Here is a 16,148-nt window from a genome sequence, read left to right on the forward strand (position 1 = left end):
AAAATGACGGCGGCCGATTGGCCGCCGTTCTTCATTCCGGATGAAAGACCAACGCTACGCCATTGATGCAGTAGCGCAGGCCGGTCGGCGGCGGACCGTCGTCGAACACATGACCGAGATGCGAGCCGCAGTTGGCGCAATGCACCTCGGTACGCACCATGAAGTGGCTGCGGTCGACCGTGGTCTCTACGGCCCCCGGCTCCGGCTCGTTGAAGCTAGGCCAACCGGTGCCGCTTTCGAATTTATCATGCGAGGCAAACAGCGGGGCGTCGCAGCCGGCGCAATGGAAGACGCCGCGTCGCTTTTCGTAAAGCAGCGCGCAGCTGCCGGGCGCTTCGGTGCCGTGGCCGCGCATGATGCGATACTGCTCGTCGGTGAGCAGGCGCCGCCACTCTTCGTCGGTTCTGGTGAAGGGGAAGGTTTCGACGGTCATGGCGGGCTCCGGCAAGAGGTCTCGGCGATCAATCGCCCTCTACGTGGGAACCCTTAACATAGATCGCAAGTCAGCGCCGGTCGACGCCCTCGTCGCGCTCTTCAACGACAGGCGGCTCATCAGCGGCCGGACCGGTAATTTCCGCCGGCTTATCCTCCGGATCGACCCATTTGATCAGGAACACCCAGGCGGCATAAACGAATATGCCGGCGGTGAGCACCATCCACATCGGGTCCTTGGTCACGAAATTCTCGTAGCACGCCCAAGCTCCGGTCACCGCCACCAGCAAGATGCGACGCCAAAGGGGACGATAGAAAGGGTGATTTAGATCGGAAACGCGCTTCATCAATCCTCCAGCCACCGGCCAAAACCGGCGGCGCCCTCCATCGCAGCGCTGAACCCCGGTATTTCCGCGAAACTAAAGGAAGGCGGAAGGCGAGGCAACCTTGGGGTCTCGCCCGATCTGTCACGGCGGCCCCAAACGCCTCACGGAGTTTTGAGGCCTTCCTGAACGGCCCGCCTCGGGATTGCCGGATTCTGACCGGCATTTCCTGGGTGTCCTACGGGCATTTACGTAGCCCAACAGCCTTCAGCCGAGCGACGGAGATCTGCCTTGACCCATGAGCATTCAACGCTGTTTGACCACCCGGAGGGCTACGGCTCGGTCAGTCGTGCCCTTCATTGGTTGATGGCCCTGCTGTTTGCCTGGCAATTTCTCTCGGCCATGCTGCATGCCATCGATCGCGAAATGCCGGTAACCCGCTTCTTCTGGTCCTGGCACATGTCGGTCGGCTTCCTGTTGCTGATAGCGGTCATTTTGCGCGGCGTCTGGGCGCTCATCAATCTCGGCAACCGGCCTGCCCATGCTACCGGCTTTCTCGGCACCGCTGCCCGTCTGGGACACGTTGCACTTTACGTTCTGATGGCGGCTGTGCCGCTGCTGGCTACACTCAGGGCCTACGGCAGCGGCCGCGGTCTGTCGGCCTTCGGTATCCAGATATTTGCCGGCAGTGGCGACCGAATCCCGGCGTTGGTGGAGCCGGCCAACATTGCGCATGGCTTCCTCGGCTGGGCCTTGCTCGTCCTCGTGGCGGGTCACGTCACCATGGCACTGACCCATGCCTTTCTCTGGCGTGAGGACACCCTGACGCGCATGCTGCGCGGCCGTCCGGCTCCGGCCGCTCGGGCTGACTGAAGACAGTCAACCGCTTATCCGGTCGCCGGTTGCCTTGTCGAACAGGTGGAACGCACCGGAGGCCGGTTGCAACGCGACGGTATCGCCCGGCGTAGGCCGAAGGTGCTTGTCCATGATGCGAACGATCAGCTCGCCGGCTGTGGTTTCCACGTGGACATAGTATTCGGCCCCAAGCGCCTCGACCAGCCGGATGCGTCCGGCAAGCCCAGGAGCGCCGGTTTCGGCGATGCGGATATCCTCAGGGCGGACGCCGAGCAACAGCACGCCATCGTGTCCTGACGGACGCGGACCGAGGTCCAGGCTGCCGAAAGCCGGGTCCTGCTCTCCATCAAGCTCGACCAGGTTCATCTTCGGTGAGCCAAGGAAGCGGGCGACGAATAGATTGGCCGGCCGGTCGTAGAGTTCTTCCGGCCGTCCGACCTGCATCAGGTTGCGAGGGTGGCCGTCCTTCAGCGGCGCGAACACCGCGATGCGGTCGCCCATGGTCATCGCCTCGGTCTGGTCGTGCGTCACATAGATCATGGTGGCGCTGATACGCTCGCGAAGACGCATGATCTCGCCGCGCATGGAGACGCGAAGATCGGCGTCGAGGTTGGAGAGCGGCTCATCGAACAGGAAGACTTGGGGATGGCGGACGATCGCCCGCCCCAGGGCAACGCGCTGGCGCTGGCCACCGGACAACTGGGCAGGACGTCGATCGAGATAGGAGCCGAGGTCGAGGATATCGGCCGCCTCCCTCACCCGCTCGGCAATCTCGGCAGCGGACCGCCCGGCCATTTTCAGCGGGAAGCCGATATTGCCGGCCACAGTCATGTGCGGATAGAGCGCGTAGCTCTGGAACACCATGGCGACGTTGCGATCCGACGGCGCGAGCCCTGCCATGGAACGCCCTCCGATCTGAATATCGCCCGATGTCACCTCCTCAAGGCCAGCGATCATCCGGAGCGCCGTTGATTTGCCGCAGCCGGACGGCCCGACGAAGACAATGAACTCGCCATCATCGACCTTGAGGTCGAGGCCGGCAATCACCCCAACCTTGCCGAAGGACTTGGTGACGGACTTGAATTCGATCTCGGCCATGGTCGTTTTCCCGGAATTCGAAGCGGTGAAGCGTGGGATCAGCCCTTGACGGCGCCGGCGGTCATCGACCGGCCGATCTGGCGGTACATCAACAGGCCGAGGATGAGGGGCGGCAGCGTCGCCAGGATCATCACGGCGGCGGCGACACCCCAGCGCACGCCACCACCGGACGCGGCGAAGAAGAAGGAGGCGCCGACCGACACCGGCGTTGCGTTGTTGGTGGTCAGCATCAGCCCGAACAGGAACTCGTTCCAGGAGTAGATGAAGGCCAGCACCGAGGAGGCTGCGACGACATTGAGCGACATCGGCGCCACCACATAGACGAGCAGCCGCAACGTTCCGGCGCCATCGACACGTCCCGCTTCCTCGATCTCCAGCGGCAGATCGGCAATCGACGAGGCGAATAGCACCAGCACCAGCGGCACGTTGACGAGACAGAGAATGAGGGCGAGGCCGAACCGGGTGTCGAGCAGGCCGACCTGCTGGAACATCAGGTAGATCGGGATGGCGAAGATGATCAGCGGCACTGCCCGAAGATTGACGGCGAGCGGCAACAACCAACTGCGCCCCACCCCGAAGCGGGCCATGGCATAGGCGGCAGGAAAAGCCAGGAAAATGGCGAGCGCCGAGCCGATCAGCGAGGCGACGAGGCTGTTCATCAGGAAATGCAGGATGTCGAAACGATCGGCCATGGCGAAGACGGCCGCATAGTTGTCGAGCGTCGGCGCTTCGATCACCAGCGAAGCGTTGGTCATGATCTCCGCCTCGCTCTTCAGCGAGGTCACCAGCGTGGCAATCACCGGGAAGTTCAGGACAATGACGGCCACGGCGAACACCAGCCAGCGCAGGGTGTTGACGAGGGACTTCCTCATAGCGGCGCCTTTCTGGCGGTCAGCCCGTTGATCACCCACAGCACCATGAAGGAAGCGACGAGCAGCAGCATCGAGGCGGCGACAGCGAGGCCGATATCGCCGACCTTGAAGAAGGCCTGATAGATGTAAATGCTCATCGAGGTGGTCGAGCCACCGGCGCCCGGTCCGACCAGAGTGTAAAGGTTGTCGAACACCCGGAAGCTATCGATAAAGCGCAGAAAGAAAGTGATGCCGATGGCCGGCAGCATCAGCGGCAGGTCGATGTTGAGAAACAGCCGCCGGCCACGCGCGCCATCAAGCGATGCCGCCTCGCGAATATCCGGCGACACCGCCGCGTAGGACGAATGCAGGATCAGCAGGGCGAACGGGGTCCATTGCAGCGTCTCGACGGTGACCAGCGTGGTGAACGCCCAGTCGCGGCCGAGGAAGGCCGGAAAATCGCCGTACCACTCGAGAAGATAATAAGGCACCGCGCCGACGAATTCGTGCAGGATCAGCCGATACATCAGGCCGACCAGCGCCGGTGCCACCATCATCGGCAGCATCAACAGGGCGATCAGCCAGGGGCGCTTGGCAAACAGCGGGGCCAGAAACACCGCGAGGCCGAGACCGGCCACCACCTGGATGACAGCGACGATCAACCCGAAGCGCAACGAGAACCAGGCGGCCGCCCAGAACTCGGGATCGGCAATCGCCTTGGCGTAGTTGGAAAAGCCAGTCAGCTCGGGCGCCCGGATGTTCTCAAAGCCGACGTGCGAGATCGAGTAGATGATGTCGAGAACGAGCGGGAACCCCAGGAGGGCGATCAGGAAGGCCGTGAGCGGGGCGATCAGAAGGCGCCCCTCGAAACGGGAAGTCCGCGGCATACGGGTCTCGTCCTCGGATGATCGACAACATTGAAAAGGCACCCGCGCGCCGGCCGGGGGGATCGGCGCGCGGGATGGCGGCACGGCGTTGCTGGCTCAACTAATCTACCGCAATCCGCCACGGGTGGACCAGCGACGGTCAGGCCGTCGCTGTCCCGATGATCAAGGCTTCAAGAGATCGGCCATGCCGGTCTTGGCCGCGGCAAGCGCCTCGTCGAGCGACTTGCCGCCAGACCAGTAGGCCGTGAATTCCTTGGCCTGCAGCTCATAGACCTGCAACGCCTTGGCGGCCGTACCGCCATGCATGACGAAGCCATAGGAACCCGCATACTGACCCAGCTTGACAAGGTCGGGCCGCTCGGTGCTGACCTTGGCCACCACCGCATCGCTGAGGGCCGGCGAGCCGCCTGCCTTGGCGTAGATCACCATGGCGTCGGGCGTGCCCAGCCAGTTCAGGAACTTGACGGCGCCTTCCTTGTTCTTGGAGGCCTTGTTGATGCCGAGACCAAGGCCGTGAATGTGGGTGAAACGTCCCTCCGGCCCAGCGGGCGGCGCCACGGTGCCGATCTTGCCGGCAACAGCCGGTGTCTTGTCCTTGTTGTCGAGGTCGCCGAAGGCGGCGTTCCACTGCAGCATGGTGGCTGCCTGGCCGGCACCAAAGGCGGCGTTGGCCTCGGCAAACTCGTAGGTCGTGGAATCCTTGGGCGAAGTGCCCTCGTCATAGAGCTTCTTGTAGATATCGAGCGCCGTGCGATAGGCGGGGCTGTCGACGGTGATCTCACCCTTGTCATTCATCCAGTCGCCGCCTTGGGCGCGGGCCGTCGACTGCCAGACCATCATGTTGAACAGCAGATTCTTCATCTGAAGGACCGTGCCGTAGCGGGTCGGGCTGTCGGAGTTGATCGACTTGGTGAAGAACAGCGCCATCGCCATCCAGTCTTCCCAGGTCCAGGCGTCGGGATCCTTGGGCTCCAGCTTCTTGCCGAGATATTTCTCGGAGATTTCGCCGTACTTGGCCTTCCAGTCGGCGTCGGCGAGCAGCTTTTCGACGAGGTCCTTACGGTAGTACATGAAGTGCAGCGACAGGTCGGTCGGGATACCATACTGCTTGCCGTCATACTGCATGGTCGCCAGCACCTTCTCGGGGAAGGTCGCCTTGGAGGCGTCCGGCAGGGTGATCGGATCCATGAACGGCGCATAGCGGCCGAGCGCGTAGGTAGCGAGCAGGTTGACGTCGAAATCCGTCGAGCCGGCAGCCAGATCGGCGGCCAGCTTGTCGAAGAAGCCATCCCGATTGAAGAAAATCAGCTTCACCTTGTCGGCATCGGTGGCCGTGGCGTTGTAAGCATCGGCCGCCTTGCGCAGGCCGGCTTCCTCCGGCCCGCCCGGCCATCCGAGCACGGTCACCTCGGCCATGGCGCCGGTTACCCCAAGCGCCGCGAACAGAGCAGCGCTGGTCAGAAGAGTGTTCAGTCGCGTCATTTGTGTCCCCTTGGATTTTATAATGTGCGACGGGCGAGATCGGCGGCGCCGATCACGCCAGCGGATTTTCCGAGAGCCGCGGCGCGGATCTCGGGCTTCAGGTGTGGCGACAGATGCGCCAGTCGGGCTTCAAGGCGTTCGCGATAGCCATCGGCCAGGCCGACGCCACCGCCCAAGACCATGACGGCCGGATCGAACAGCAGTTGCAGGTTCTGGAAGAGCCGGGCGACCACATCGACCGAGCGGTCGAGCACGGCGCACGCCCAGGCCTCGCCATGGGCAGCGGCGGCAAAGACGGCCGGTGCATCGACAGGATGGCCAAGGGCCGCGGCGGCGTCGGCCAGAAAGCGGCCACTCGCCAGCGTCTCGATCGGAACGCCGGTGGATTCCTGAACAAGGCCGACCGAGCCGGCGACACCCCCACGACCGGTGAGCAACTTGCCGTCGATGACGGCGCCGCCACCGATACCCGTGGAAACGGTGATGAACAGAAGATCGCGGCCGGCGCCGGCACCGAAACGATATTCGCCCCACGCGGCGGCCTGCGCGTCGTTATGCAACGTCACGGGCTGACCGAGCCGGCTCGCCAGTGCGTCAGCCAGTGGATAACCTGTGGATACCGGCAGGGTGCCCGGATTGAGCGCCGACCAGCGACCGCCATTCACCACACCGGTAACGGCGCCGCCGATAGCGCCATAGCGACCCTTCCACGGAGCGGCCAGCTCGGCGATGGCGTCGCACCACGCGTCGGGATCAAGGTGACGATCGGTCGTCCGTTCGCTCACCTCGATGACGCGCTCGCCAGCGACGAGCGCCACCAGCGTCTTGGTACCACCCAGATCGAAAGCGAGCGTCGGCTGGGACGAGGCGGCGCGCGCCGCCGCGATGGCATCGGCGAACCAATGGGTAATGTGTTCAGGACGGGTGATGGCCGAACCGACCACGACACCGTGGGCGCCGAGCCGGATCGCCTCTGCCGCCTGTTCCGGTACGCGGATGCGGCCCTCGGCGATCACCGGCCGTCCGAGCCGGACGGCGGCAGCAAGCAAAGCAAAGTCAGGATCGGACGGCTCCGGCCCGCCGGTATAGCCGGACATGGTGGTGCCAACGACATCGACACCGAGCGCCACCGCTGCCTTCGCTTCGTCAATATTCGAGATATCGGCCATGGCGAGCTTGCCATGGGCATGCACCGCCTTGCAGAGCTCGGCAACGGCGATGGGTCGAACCCGGTCGGTCGCGTCGAAGGCGATGATGTCGGCCCCCGCCTCGGCGAGCGCCGCAATGTCTTCGAGAAAGGGCGTAATCCGGATGGGCGACGAATCGAGATCGCGCTTGATCAGGCCGATGATCGGCGCGTCGGTCGCCGCCCTTACCGCCTTGAGATTGGCAATGCCTTCGATGCGAAGGCCGCGACCACCGGAGGCCAGCGCGGCCAGCGCGAAACCAACCACCTGATCGGGATGATCGAGTGGCCCTTCCGGCACCGGCTGGCAGGAGACAACGAGCGATGAAGCGAAGCGCTTGAGACAGTCGGACACGGTTTCCTCGCTGCTGTTCACTGAGATAGTGGTAGCAGCGTAGAGACCAGTCAGCAACCAGTTTGGACTAAAGGCCTATAATTTGCTCAACTGGTATCTAAGTGATCACATCGCCTCCTGCGCGCGCAGCTCGACCAGGAAGTCGTAGCGCTCGCCGCAGTAGTAGGTGCGCGTGAATTCCACGGGCGTACCGTCGGCGGTGAAGCAGCGGCGTTCGGCGACCAGCAGCGGTGCGCCGATCTCAAGGTGAAGCAGGCGGCCATCCTCGGCGCCGGCCACCGCCGCCCGCAGGCGCTGCAACGCCCTGACCGGCCGGCGATGCCGCTCGGCGAGCACGTCGTAGAGCGAGCCGGTGACCACTTCGGGATCGTCCAGCACGTCGGCTGGCACGACAGCGTGTTCGATGGCCATCGGCATGCCGTCACCGGTCCTGAGGCGCTTCAGGCGGCAGACGCGGGCGCCCATCGACAGATGCAGCGCCATGATCTCGGCCGGGGAAGCAGGCCCTACCTCGCGGCTGATCCAGATCATGCCCGGTTCGATGCCGCGCGAGCGCATATCCTCGGAAAACGAGGTGAGCGCCGACAGCGGCTTTTCGACTCGCTCGGCAACGGCGGTGCGCGCACCATGGCGGCGAATCAGCACGCCGTCGCCGACCAGCGCTTCGATCGCCTTGCGCACCGAGGTACGCGAAACGTCGATCTCATCGGCAAAATCCCTCTCACCCGGCAGGACATCGCCGGTGCCGAGCACGCCCTCGGTGATTGCCTGCCTGAGCGCCGCCGCGAGGTCACGATAGATGACGCCGCTCGAATGCCGACCGAGGGCACTGCGGAGAAACAGGATGAGAGGAGATTGGCTCGGCTGAAGGTCTGACATGATCGACGGGTCATCGCGATGAGGTCCGCCCGATGTAGCAGCTTGCAGCCGAAAGAGAAACACGGCGCCTCATCAGCGGCCCATCCCCGCCCAACAATAGCCACGGGCACCGATCACGGTCTCGAAATGTGCAGAAAATGAAAAGTGGTGCCCCAGGCCGGACTCGAACCAGCACGTTCTCGCGAACAACAGATTTTGAGTCTGCCGCGTCTACCATTTCGCCACTGGGGCAGCGGAGGCGGACTATACCGGTCGGCGGTCCGTCGTCAACGGTCGATCGGTGAAAGAGCGGTTTCTGAAGAGGTTTTTGCGCCGCTGGCCGGGCTTAAGACGACAGAAAGGTCCGGTGTTTATTATTGTCTCATCATTTTGCCAGGAAACCGACCATGCCCATGCGCCCCTCCCCTGCCTCTCCGTCCGCTGGCTCAGGCGGCGCCCAGGCGATCATAGGTGGCCGCCGGCTTGTTGGTCATCTGCTGGGGCGGCATAAATCTGCCGCGGTCACCGCCAGCGACAGTGACGATGCGTCGGCTAACGAAGTTCGCCCGGTGGCCTTGGTTGTCGATGACAGCCCGATCGCCCGCATGCTGATGGCGAGCATTCTCGAATCCTTCGAGATGGACGTCTTTGAGGCCGGTGGCAGCGCCGAAGCCCTGACTGTTGCGGCCACCTGTCAACCGGATGTGGTGATCGTCGACTGGACGCTCCGCGCCGAGACGGCAACCGACGTGCTCGACGCGCTGGAACCCCGTTTCGCCGGCGGGTTGCCGCCCGTCGTCATGGTCAGCGCCTCCGCTCGCATGCCGACTGATTTGCGCGCCACGGCAACCTTGCGCAAGCCCTTCACGCCGCGCGAGCTTTATGCAGCCCTGACGACGGCCTTCTGCGGCAAGGGCGATGTTGCCGAAGCGTAAGCCGGACGGGCAGCTTCACGCACACAGCGAGCCAAATGCAGCAATGTGGCGCTGAACGTCACCCAACCGTTCGATCTGCGGGAAATGCCCCGCTTGGGCGATGATCTTGAATCTGCTGCCGCAAATGGCTGCCGCGTAACGCCGGCCGTACTCCACATCGACAATGCCGTCGCTCTCACCCCATAGGATCAGGGTGGGCAGGCTCAGGTCCGCCAATCGGGACCGTAATGTGGGATCATGCATGAAGGGCTCGCCGGCGTAGGTGTAAAGGGTGCGCTGATTGTCCGCCATCGCTGCCAGACCCGCCGGGTCTTTTGGCGCAATGGCAAATCGCTCCGGATCATGAAACGCCAGCGCCGCCCGCCTTTCGGAGGAGACAGCCATCGGATCGACAATCGGGTTGCCTGAAACGTCGGCATCGATTCCCACCGCATTGATCAACACGATACGACCTACTCGCGGCGACCTCAGCAGCCCCATCTCCGCAGCAATCCATCCTCCGACCGAGTTGCCCACAATCGTCACATCCCCCAGGTTCATCTCTTCGAGCAAAGCCACGTAGCACTCAGCCAGTTGCTGGACGGACGATAGCCAGTCGGGTCGATCTTCTCCCTCGAAACCCGGATGCGTCGGCAGGATCGCCTTGCCAGTCGCGGCCAAGGCGTCGAACAACGCCTGCATCGATCGGGGACCGGCGCCACCATGCAGGAGAAGATAGGACCTTCCCTCGCCAGCCTCAGCGACACGAAGCGATAGCCGCCCTGATGGCAGGTTCAACAGGCGAATAGATGAATTTGCCATGGGAGATCCCTTCGGCTGGTTGACATATAAACAAGTTTATATAAACATATTTATATGTCAACCACACCCGAAATCCTTGGCCTTCTCATCAAGCGCGTTCAAGACCGTCATCATCGACAGCTTGACGAAGCGCTGGCACCACTTGGCGTCAGTCTGGTTCAGTGGAACGCCCTACGCGAAATCGAACGCAATCCTGATGCGTCCCAACATCAGTTGGCGCTGCTGAGCTTCAATTCCGACCAGGCCTTCGGAGCGCTCACCAGCCGCCTCATCCAGCGGGGGCTGATCGTCCGACAAAATGGACCAGGCCGGGCAGTGACGCACCAGCTGACGCCAGCAGGGAAATCCCTCTATCTTCAGGGAAGAGATATACACGCCAAGGTCATCGCCAAATCCTTCGCGCCGCTCGATGCTGCGGAACGTGACATGCTTGATGGGCTTCTAGGGCGTCTTCTGGAATCCGAAGCGTGATTTCGGGGCTGAAGGACCGACGCAAACAGCTACGACGACGACCTGTCGGCAATGAAGGCAGATTTTGAGACAGCCGGGCGGCTTCACGCCGCTCGGCCATATTGTTGGGTTCTTATCGGATGGTCAACGTCGTGAACGGAGCCACGCCGGTGGTCGCGCCCATCAGGCTGCCGCCGGCGGTCACCACCGGCGGATGGGCGAGGATCAAACACCAGAACACCTTGTATTTAGAGTTCGGATTGTAGGCCGTGGCGATGCCCATGAGATTCATCTCCGGGTCCTTCATGCCGCGGTCGTGCGGCGGCGACTGCCGCCAGCCGGAGAAGGCCTCAGCCAGGGTGTGATAGCCGGCCGCGACGTTCTCACCGGCGTTGGAGAACTGATAGCCGTAGCTCTTGAGACGGGTACCGAGCAGCGAGTGGCCGTCGACATCGTGCCCCATCTTGTCGGCCGCCGCCATCTTCTTCGCGTAGTCCTGGGCAATGCGGCTGAGCTGCGGGTCGAGCGCCAGTGGCGCGATCCCCGACTGGGCACGATACTGGTTGAGCATGGACAGCGCCTTGGTCTCATCGACACGCGCCGTCGGTGAGGCGAGATCCTCGTAGAAAGTCGGCTTGGCAGGCGGTGGCGGCGCACTCTGACAGGCGGCGAGGAACAGCACCGCGCAAAGCGGTAGAAGAGCGAAAGCGCGTCCGAACACGGGAAATCTCCATGATGGCTCGATCGGCAGTGCCGACCGGCGGGTGGATTTGCCACCAAGAACACGAACGGATGGTTAAATTTCGGCAAATTCCAGCGGGTATCCCCAGGAACGATTGGCCCTCGCCTTCGCCGTTGTCGGCATGCTAGGCTGAAATTCCTCCGCAATTGTCCGTAGAGAGGTCAGCCCTTGTCCGCCCTTGAAAAGATCGCCGCCATCGCCGGAGAGGCTGTGCTATGGCGTCGCGATCTGCATCGCCGTCCCGAATTGCTCTATGCCCTCGACGAAACCTCCGCCTTCGTAGCCCAAAAGCTCAACGCCTTCGGCTTGGATGAGGTGGTGACCGGGGTTGGTGGCAGCGGTGTTGTCGGCGTGCTCAGAGGCCGGCCGGGCAACCGTGCCGTAGGGCTACGCGCCGATATGGACGCCTTGCCGATCGAGGAAATCACCGGTGCAGCCTGGGCATCCGAGAAGCCTGGCGCCATGCACGCCTGCGGTCATGATGGTCACACCGCGACGCTGCTCGCCGCCGCCCGTCGCCTCGCCGCCGACAGGGACTTCGCCGGCACCGTCGTCTTCGTCTTCCAGCCAGCCGAGGAAGGTGGTGCCGGAGCCAAGGCGATGATCGAAGACGGTTTATTCGACCGCTTTCCGGTCGACGAAATCTACGGCATCCACAACCTGCCGGGCCTGCCAGTGGGACGCTTCGCCGTCCGGCACGGCGCCATCATGGCCTCAACCGACCGCTTCTATATCGACATTCTCGGCCGGGGCGGCCACGCCGCACGCCCGCAGGAAACGATCGATCCCATTCTTGTCGGCTCTCAGGTGGTCACCGCTCTCCAGTCGATCGTGGCGCGCAACACCGACCCGCTTGCCTCCGGCGTCGTGTCGGTCACGACCTTCCATGCGGGCAATACCGACAATGTCATTCCACAGACCGCCCGTCTGTCAGGCACCGTCCGCGCGCTCGACGGCAGGGTTCGCGGCGAACTCGAGGCTTCGGTCAGTCGCATTGCCACCACGGTGGCCACAGCCTTCGGCGCCGAAGCACGCGTCCTCTATGAGCGCGGCTATCCAGTCACCGTCAACCATGCCGCCGCCGCGGAGCGGGTCGGCGACGTCGTGGAAAGTCTGCTCGGCCAAAGTGCCATCGACCGCACGGCCGCGCCATTGATGGCTGCCGAGGACTTTTCCTACTATCTCGAGCGCGTACCCGGCGCCTATTTCTTCATGGGCAACGGCCCATCGGCCGGTCTCCACCACCCCGCCTATGATTTCGCCGATGACGCCATCGCGCCGGGCGCGGCCGTTTGGACTGCGCTAGCCAAGGCAAGCCTTTCCGCTGCGAGCCAAGCTTAAGGCTTTGGGAACCCTCCCCTCCTAACCTGCCCGAGCGGTCCATATGGCCGCGCGGGGGATGCAATGCTCCGTCTTCTTGGATTGGTGTTGGCTGCGACGGTCATCATCGGCTTTTTCGCGCCGGAACTGCAGAAAATTGCCGATATGCCGGCAACCAGCAAGGCACCGGCTGCGACACCGAAACCGGCAGCCTTGCTAGGCAGGGCGGAAATCGCCGCCGACAGTCGCGGTCATTTCGTTTTCACCGGCCGTGTCAACGGCAGGCCGCTTGCTATGCTGGCCGATACCGGCGCCACATTGGTGGCCTTGCGCGCTTCCGACGCGAAGGCGGTCGGCCTGATCGTCCTGCCGGGCGACTACACGGCCAAGGTGTCGACCGCCGGCGGCGTCGCCGAGGCCGCCCGTGTGCGTCTGCAGGAAATTGAAGTTGGTGGTATCAGGGTGACCGACGTCGACGCCTTGGTGCTTTCCGACGGCCAGCTCGCCACCAACCTGCTCGGCATGAGTTTTCTCAGCCGACTCAACACCTTCACCGTTGAAAACGGACGCCTTGTCCTGAGCCAGTAAGTGGCTTTTTCCTGCAGGCTTATTCCGCCGTCTTCGACTTCATGCCGGTGTGCACACGCTCGGCAGCGCCGCGCAGAACAATGCGCACGGCAACAGCGCCATTCTCGTCCTTCTCCACCTCGGACAGCTGACCGCTGACCCGCGCAACCGTGGCCTTGAGGGCGGCGAGCGCCAGATTGGTATCGGCAACACAGGCGCCCTTGGTTCCACCGGCGGCGGCACGCGCCTGCACTTGCAGGCCGGCTGTTTCGAAGTCGATGCCGCGAATATCGATCTTCATGTCGACCGGCAAGCTTCCCACCTGCGTATAGGCAACGAAAGCGGCGAAGCGCACCACAGCTCGCAGATCATCTGCGCCGCCCGCCAGCTCCGGATCTTCTCCATCAATGTCGGAGGCCTGCACCGCTCCCGCCTCGGCCGCTGTGTCGAGCCATTCGCGCACGAAGGATGTGATCTGCAGATGATCCTGACGCTTCTTGCCGCCGCCACCCATCAGCGCAAGACAGGCCTCCAGCATTTGCTTGTATTCGAAAGTCCTCGTCGTCGCTCTGGCAACGTCTTCCATGCCGGCCTTGAGCGCCGCCTCCGCGGCCACGCGCGCGCCGTAGACCGCGCTGATATCGACGCCGACCAGAACGTTGACCGGTGCCCGGGTTTCGGCCCCAAGCACCAGCGATGCGATCAAAGCCTGCTTTGGTCCGTTTGGCGTCGGAAACTCCACCGGGCGAATACCGCTCTTGTTGGCCTCGACAAACGACTTGAGGTTATGACGCGCTCCGCTTGTCACGTCCCGCAACATCAGCGGCGAGACCTCGTTGGTCCTTAGAATATCGCGCCCAAACAGGCGTGCACAGGAGGGGTTGGCGAAGAACGGATGACCGTCGCCGTTGATCTGCAGCACCGCGAAGGGGGACGATTCAATGATGGTATCGGCCACCATGACGCGGGTGCGCCAGACATCGGCCAGCATCGACCGCAGGCATTCGAAGGCAAACGTCAGTCGGCCGACCTCACCGCCCCATGCCCTGAGTGGATGGCTACGGTCCGCCGAGGCGGGGTCTTGCAGCAGGGCTTCGACCACGGTCCGGAGGCGCCGCAACGGCCACCAAACCATCAACATCATGACCATTTCGGTAATCGCGGCGGCCGCCGCCCCACCGCCCAGCGCTATGGTCACGGCCCGATCATCGCGGATGGTCTCGAGGCTGGTGATCTCTCCCACGTCGACGCGCAGGAAAATGTGAAAAGGCGTCAGCGAGACTTCCGGCGGATAGTAGAAGTCGGCCTTACTGGCACCGGCCGGCCGAAACACCGTACGCCCCGTGCGCATGACCGAGTTGAAGCTGGCTTCAATGTGCTCGCCGAAGACTTGCTGCTCGTGTCCCGAGCCGTCGTAAAGAACACCGCCTCTTACGGCACCAATCACCACCAGTCGCTCTGCCACGCGGGTGATTTCGTCGGCCTTGTTCTGAAAGCGGGGATCGATCGCCGCCGACAGAATCTTGCCCACATCGGCATATCGCCGCTCAAGATAGCGTTCGTCGTCGCGGTCTCGAACCAAGCTGGTAATCGAGAGGAGCGCAATGAGCACAGCGCCGAAGGCGAGTACCGACGGCCTCAGGATCGTGGAGATGTGGAACACCGGGGATGCCACGGAACGCTGTCTCTCGGAAAGGGCGCTAAGCCGTAAGTCAGCTACCTTAGCAGTCCCGTATTGCCGGCCCGTTAACCGATCTCTTCTTGGCTCCGATCAGATCAAGCCCGTTTAATCGGCTAATTGGTAAAAGCGATGGTCGTTCCCTGCCGAGGCTTCAGATAGAAGACGTGGCTAAGATTATAGGTCGAGCTGCCGGTGATGCTTTGCATGACACTGGCAAACGGCGAAGTATAGGAATAAGTGACCCGGCCGACCACCACCTCGTCGCCCACCGTGGCAATGGTGCTGGGAACTGTAAGCCCAGTGGGAGGGGCCGCACCGGTTGTTGCGGCAGTATCGTTGCGCGCCTTTGACCAAGCCACCGTCTGCCCTGAAGAAGTGACGTTGACAACGACGATAACCACCTTGGCAATGGAGGAGTCGTCTGGCTCCATGATGGCGGCCGTCGCATCAAAGATGCTGGTCATCAAGGTCGAACTGACTGAACTCTGCTGGGCGACAAGATCCGAAATGGTGCTGGCCGCCCGGCTGACCTTGCGGTCGAGAATAAGCGCCTTCGTCACTTCTCCGCAGCCAGCGTAGATGATCAGCATCAACGGCAGGATGAGAGCAAATTCCACGGCCGACACGCCGCTTCGCTCGCCGACAAAACGCCGAGCGAGCCGGCCAAGCCCTGCCTCCAACAGCGAAAGCCGCTTTACCATGGGAAGGGCTCCGTCTGGAAGGCGACGACGGCGCCAAGCAACTGATCGCCGCTTGCCAATCTCGTCGTGTTGCGAGCCAGAAGATCGAACAAGACTGGCCAAGCATAGAAGCTGCGGACCACGATGATCTCGCTCTTGTTGCCATTTGTATACTTAGTTGAGGTGATATTTCCGTCCTTATCGAGCGGACTGGTTGGTACATAGGCGCCAAAAGTCGAATAAGACTGAACGTCGACGTATAGCCGCGAGTTGCAATCAACGAGACCGACCATGCCGTCACAGATTTTCGCCCTGAATTGAGCCTGAGTCAGTGATTGCGCCTTAGCCTCGCCCGTTCGGATCAGGCGGGATGCCGAAACGGTGGCCGTATCCAGTACTTGGCCGACAAAGAACATCAGGGCCATCTCAAGAATGGCAAACAGCAACAGGAAGAACGGAATCGAGACGATCGCGAACTCCATGGCCACGGCACCACGGCGATCGCCAAGAAGCCGGACATGCGGCGATGCGTCACCGGTCGTCATGACCGAGTGGAAACGGTGGAGGGGCCAGGTCAGGCGCAATGAGCTTCTCCCCGCGGCGAGTTGGCTCGCAAAGGCGGAGTTTGCCTCGAACACCTTACCA

At 62.8% G+C, this 16,148-nt stretch carries 18 protein-coding genes and 1 tRNA gene; 5 read left to right on the forward strand and 14 right to left on the reverse strand.

Features of this window, described 5'->3' with window-relative positions; translation table 11 throughout:
• Nucleotides 1–31 precede the first annotated feature (31 nt).
• Nucleotides 32–433 (reverse strand): peptide-methionine (R)-S-oxide reductase MsrB, encoded by a 402-nt coding sequence (gene msrB, locus G522_RS0108490; RefSeq protein WP_026790669.1) that lies wholly within the window; start codon nucleotides 431–433, stop codon nucleotides 32–34.
• Nucleotides 434–503: 70 nt separating this feature from the next.
• A complete protein-coding gene (locus G522_RS30000; RefSeq protein ID WP_156886877.1) occupies nucleotides 504–677 on the reverse strand; it encodes a hypothetical protein in 174 nt (57 codons plus the stop codon).
• Nucleotides 678–1,046: 369 nt separating this feature from the next.
• Here G522_RS30000 and G522_RS0108500 point away from each other — a divergent pair, with 369 nt between their 5' ends.
• Nucleotides 1,047–1,628: a cytochrome b gene (locus tag G522_RS0108500; protein ID WP_026790671.1), complete on the forward strand. Its 582-nt coding sequence runs from the start codon at nucleotides 1,047–1,049 to the stop codon at nucleotides 1,626–1,628.
• A gap of 6 nt (nucleotides 1,629–1,634) precedes the next feature.
• On the opposite strand, the gene G522_RS0108505 is transcribed toward G522_RS0108500, so the two are convergent.
• From G522_RS0108505 to G522_RS0108535, 7 genes are all read right to left on the reverse strand, one after another.
• Nucleotides 1,635–2,708 carry an ABC transporter ATP-binding protein gene (locus G522_RS0108505; protein WP_026790672.1) on the reverse strand — a complete coding sequence of 358 codons (1,074 nt, stop codon included), beginning with the start codon at nucleotides 2,706–2,708 and terminating at the stop codon, nucleotides 1,635–1,637.
• A 38-nt stretch (nucleotides 2,709–2,746) separates the two neighbouring features.
• Nucleotides 2,747–3,580, reverse strand: a complete 834-nt coding sequence (locus G522_RS0108510) for a carbohydrate ABC transporter permease (protein WP_026790673.1) — start codon at nucleotides 3,578–3,580, stop codon at nucleotides 2,747–2,749.
• A complete protein-coding gene (locus G522_RS0108515) occupies nucleotides 3,577–4,446 on the reverse strand; it encodes a carbohydrate ABC transporter permease (protein WP_026790674.1) in 870 nt (289 codons plus the stop codon). The genes G522_RS0108510 and G522_RS0108515 overlap by 4 nt, the downstream gene beginning before the upstream one ends.
• Before the next feature lie 162 nt (nucleotides 4,447–4,608).
• Nucleotides 4,609–5,928, reverse strand: a complete 1,320-nt coding sequence (locus tag G522_RS0108520) for an ABC transporter substrate-binding protein (RefSeq protein WP_026790675.1) — start codon at nucleotides 5,926–5,928, stop codon at nucleotides 4,609–4,611.
• A gap of 17 nt (nucleotides 5,929–5,945) precedes the next feature.
• The gene (locus G522_RS0108525; RefSeq protein WP_026790676.1) at nucleotides 5,946–7,469 is read right to left on the reverse strand and encodes a putative N-acetylmannosamine-6-phosphate 2-epimerase; all 1,524 of its coding nucleotides are present in this window, start codon (nucleotides 7,467–7,469) and stop codon (nucleotides 5,946–5,948) included.
• Between the two features lie 105 nt (nucleotides 7,470–7,574).
• Nucleotides 7,575–8,348 carry a GntR family transcriptional regulator gene (locus tag G522_RS26155; RefSeq protein WP_051228485.1) on the reverse strand — a complete coding sequence of 258 codons (774 nt, stop codon included), beginning with the start codon at nucleotides 8,346–8,348 and terminating at the stop codon, nucleotides 7,575–7,577.
• Nucleotides 8,349–8,493: 145 nt separating this feature from the next.
• Nucleotides 8,494–8,579, reverse strand: a tRNA-Leu gene (locus G522_RS0108535).
• Nucleotides 8,580–8,734: 155 nt separating this feature from the next.
• On the opposite strand from G522_RS0108535, the gene G522_RS0108540 reads away from it, so the two are divergent.
• Nucleotides 8,735–9,262, forward strand: a complete 528-nt coding sequence (locus G522_RS0108540) for a response regulator (RefSeq protein WP_026790677.1) — start codon at nucleotides 8,735–8,737, stop codon at nucleotides 9,260–9,262.
• Nucleotides 9,263–9,277: 15 nt separating this feature from the next.
• On the opposite strand, the gene G522_RS0108545 is transcribed toward G522_RS0108540, so the two are convergent.
• Complete coding sequence (locus G522_RS0108545) at nucleotides 9,278–10,063, reverse strand: alpha/beta fold hydrolase (RefSeq protein WP_026790678.1); 786 nt, start codon at nucleotides 10,061–10,063, stop codon at nucleotides 9,278–9,280.
• Nucleotides 10,064–10,117: 54 nt separating this feature from the next.
• Between G522_RS0108545 and G522_RS0108550 the strand changes: the two genes are divergently transcribed.
• On the forward strand, nucleotides 10,118–10,534 hold the full coding sequence (locus G522_RS0108550) for a MarR family winged helix-turn-helix transcriptional regulator (RefSeq protein ID WP_026790679.1): 417 nt from the start codon (nucleotides 10,118–10,120) through the stop codon (nucleotides 10,532–10,534).
• A 112-nt stretch (nucleotides 10,535–10,646) separates the two neighbouring features.
• Here G522_RS0108550 and G522_RS26160 read toward each other — a convergent pair whose 3' ends face one another.
• The gene (locus G522_RS26160; RefSeq protein WP_156886878.1) at nucleotides 10,647–11,234 is read right to left on the reverse strand and encodes a CAP domain-containing protein; all 588 of its coding nucleotides are present in this window, start codon (nucleotides 11,232–11,234) and stop codon (nucleotides 10,647–10,649) included.
• Between the two features lie 189 nt (nucleotides 11,235–11,423).
• On the opposite strand from G522_RS26160, the gene G522_RS0108560 reads away from it, so the two are divergent.
• A complete protein-coding gene (locus tag G522_RS0108560) occupies nucleotides 11,424–12,596 on the forward strand; it encodes an amidohydrolase (RefSeq protein WP_026790680.1) in 1,173 nt (390 codons plus the stop codon).
• Between the two features lie 63 nt (nucleotides 12,597–12,659).
• Nucleotides 12,660–13,163, forward strand: a complete 504-nt coding sequence (locus G522_RS0108565) for a retropepsin-like aspartic protease family protein (RefSeq protein WP_026790681.1) — start codon at nucleotides 12,660–12,662, stop codon at nucleotides 13,161–13,163.
• A gap of 19 nt (nucleotides 13,164–13,182) precedes the next feature.
• On the opposite strand, the gene G522_RS0108570 is transcribed toward G522_RS0108565, so the two are convergent.
• The 3 genes from G522_RS0108570 to G522_RS0108580 all read right to left on the reverse strand — a co-directional run bounded on the left by G522_RS0108570 (nucleotide 13,183) and on the right by G522_RS0108580 (nucleotide 16,087).
• Complete coding sequence (locus tag G522_RS0108570; protein ID WP_156886879.1) at nucleotides 13,183–14,817, reverse strand: hypothetical protein; 1,635 nt, start codon at nucleotides 14,815–14,817, stop codon at nucleotides 13,183–13,185.
• 119 nt (nucleotides 14,818–14,936) lie between these two features.
• Nucleotides 14,937–15,524 (reverse strand): TadE/TadG family type IV pilus assembly protein, encoded by a 588-nt coding sequence (locus G522_RS0108575; protein WP_026790683.1) that lies wholly within the window; start codon nucleotides 15,522–15,524, stop codon nucleotides 14,937–14,939.
• The gene (locus tag G522_RS0108580; protein ID WP_051228456.1) at nucleotides 15,518–16,087 is read right to left on the reverse strand and encodes a TadE/TadG family type IV pilus assembly protein; all 570 of its coding nucleotides are present in this window, start codon (nucleotides 16,085–16,087) and stop codon (nucleotides 15,518–15,520) included. The genes G522_RS0108575 and G522_RS0108580 overlap by 7 nt, the downstream gene beginning before the upstream one ends.
• Between the last annotated feature and the right edge of the window lie 61 nt (nucleotides 16,088–16,148).

It is taken from the genome of Pleomorphomonas oryzae DSM 16300, assembly GCF_000422965.1.
Taxonomy (GTDB): domain Bacteria; phylum Pseudomonadota; class Alphaproteobacteria; order Rhizobiales; family Pleomorphomonadaceae; genus Pleomorphomonas; species Pleomorphomonas oryzae.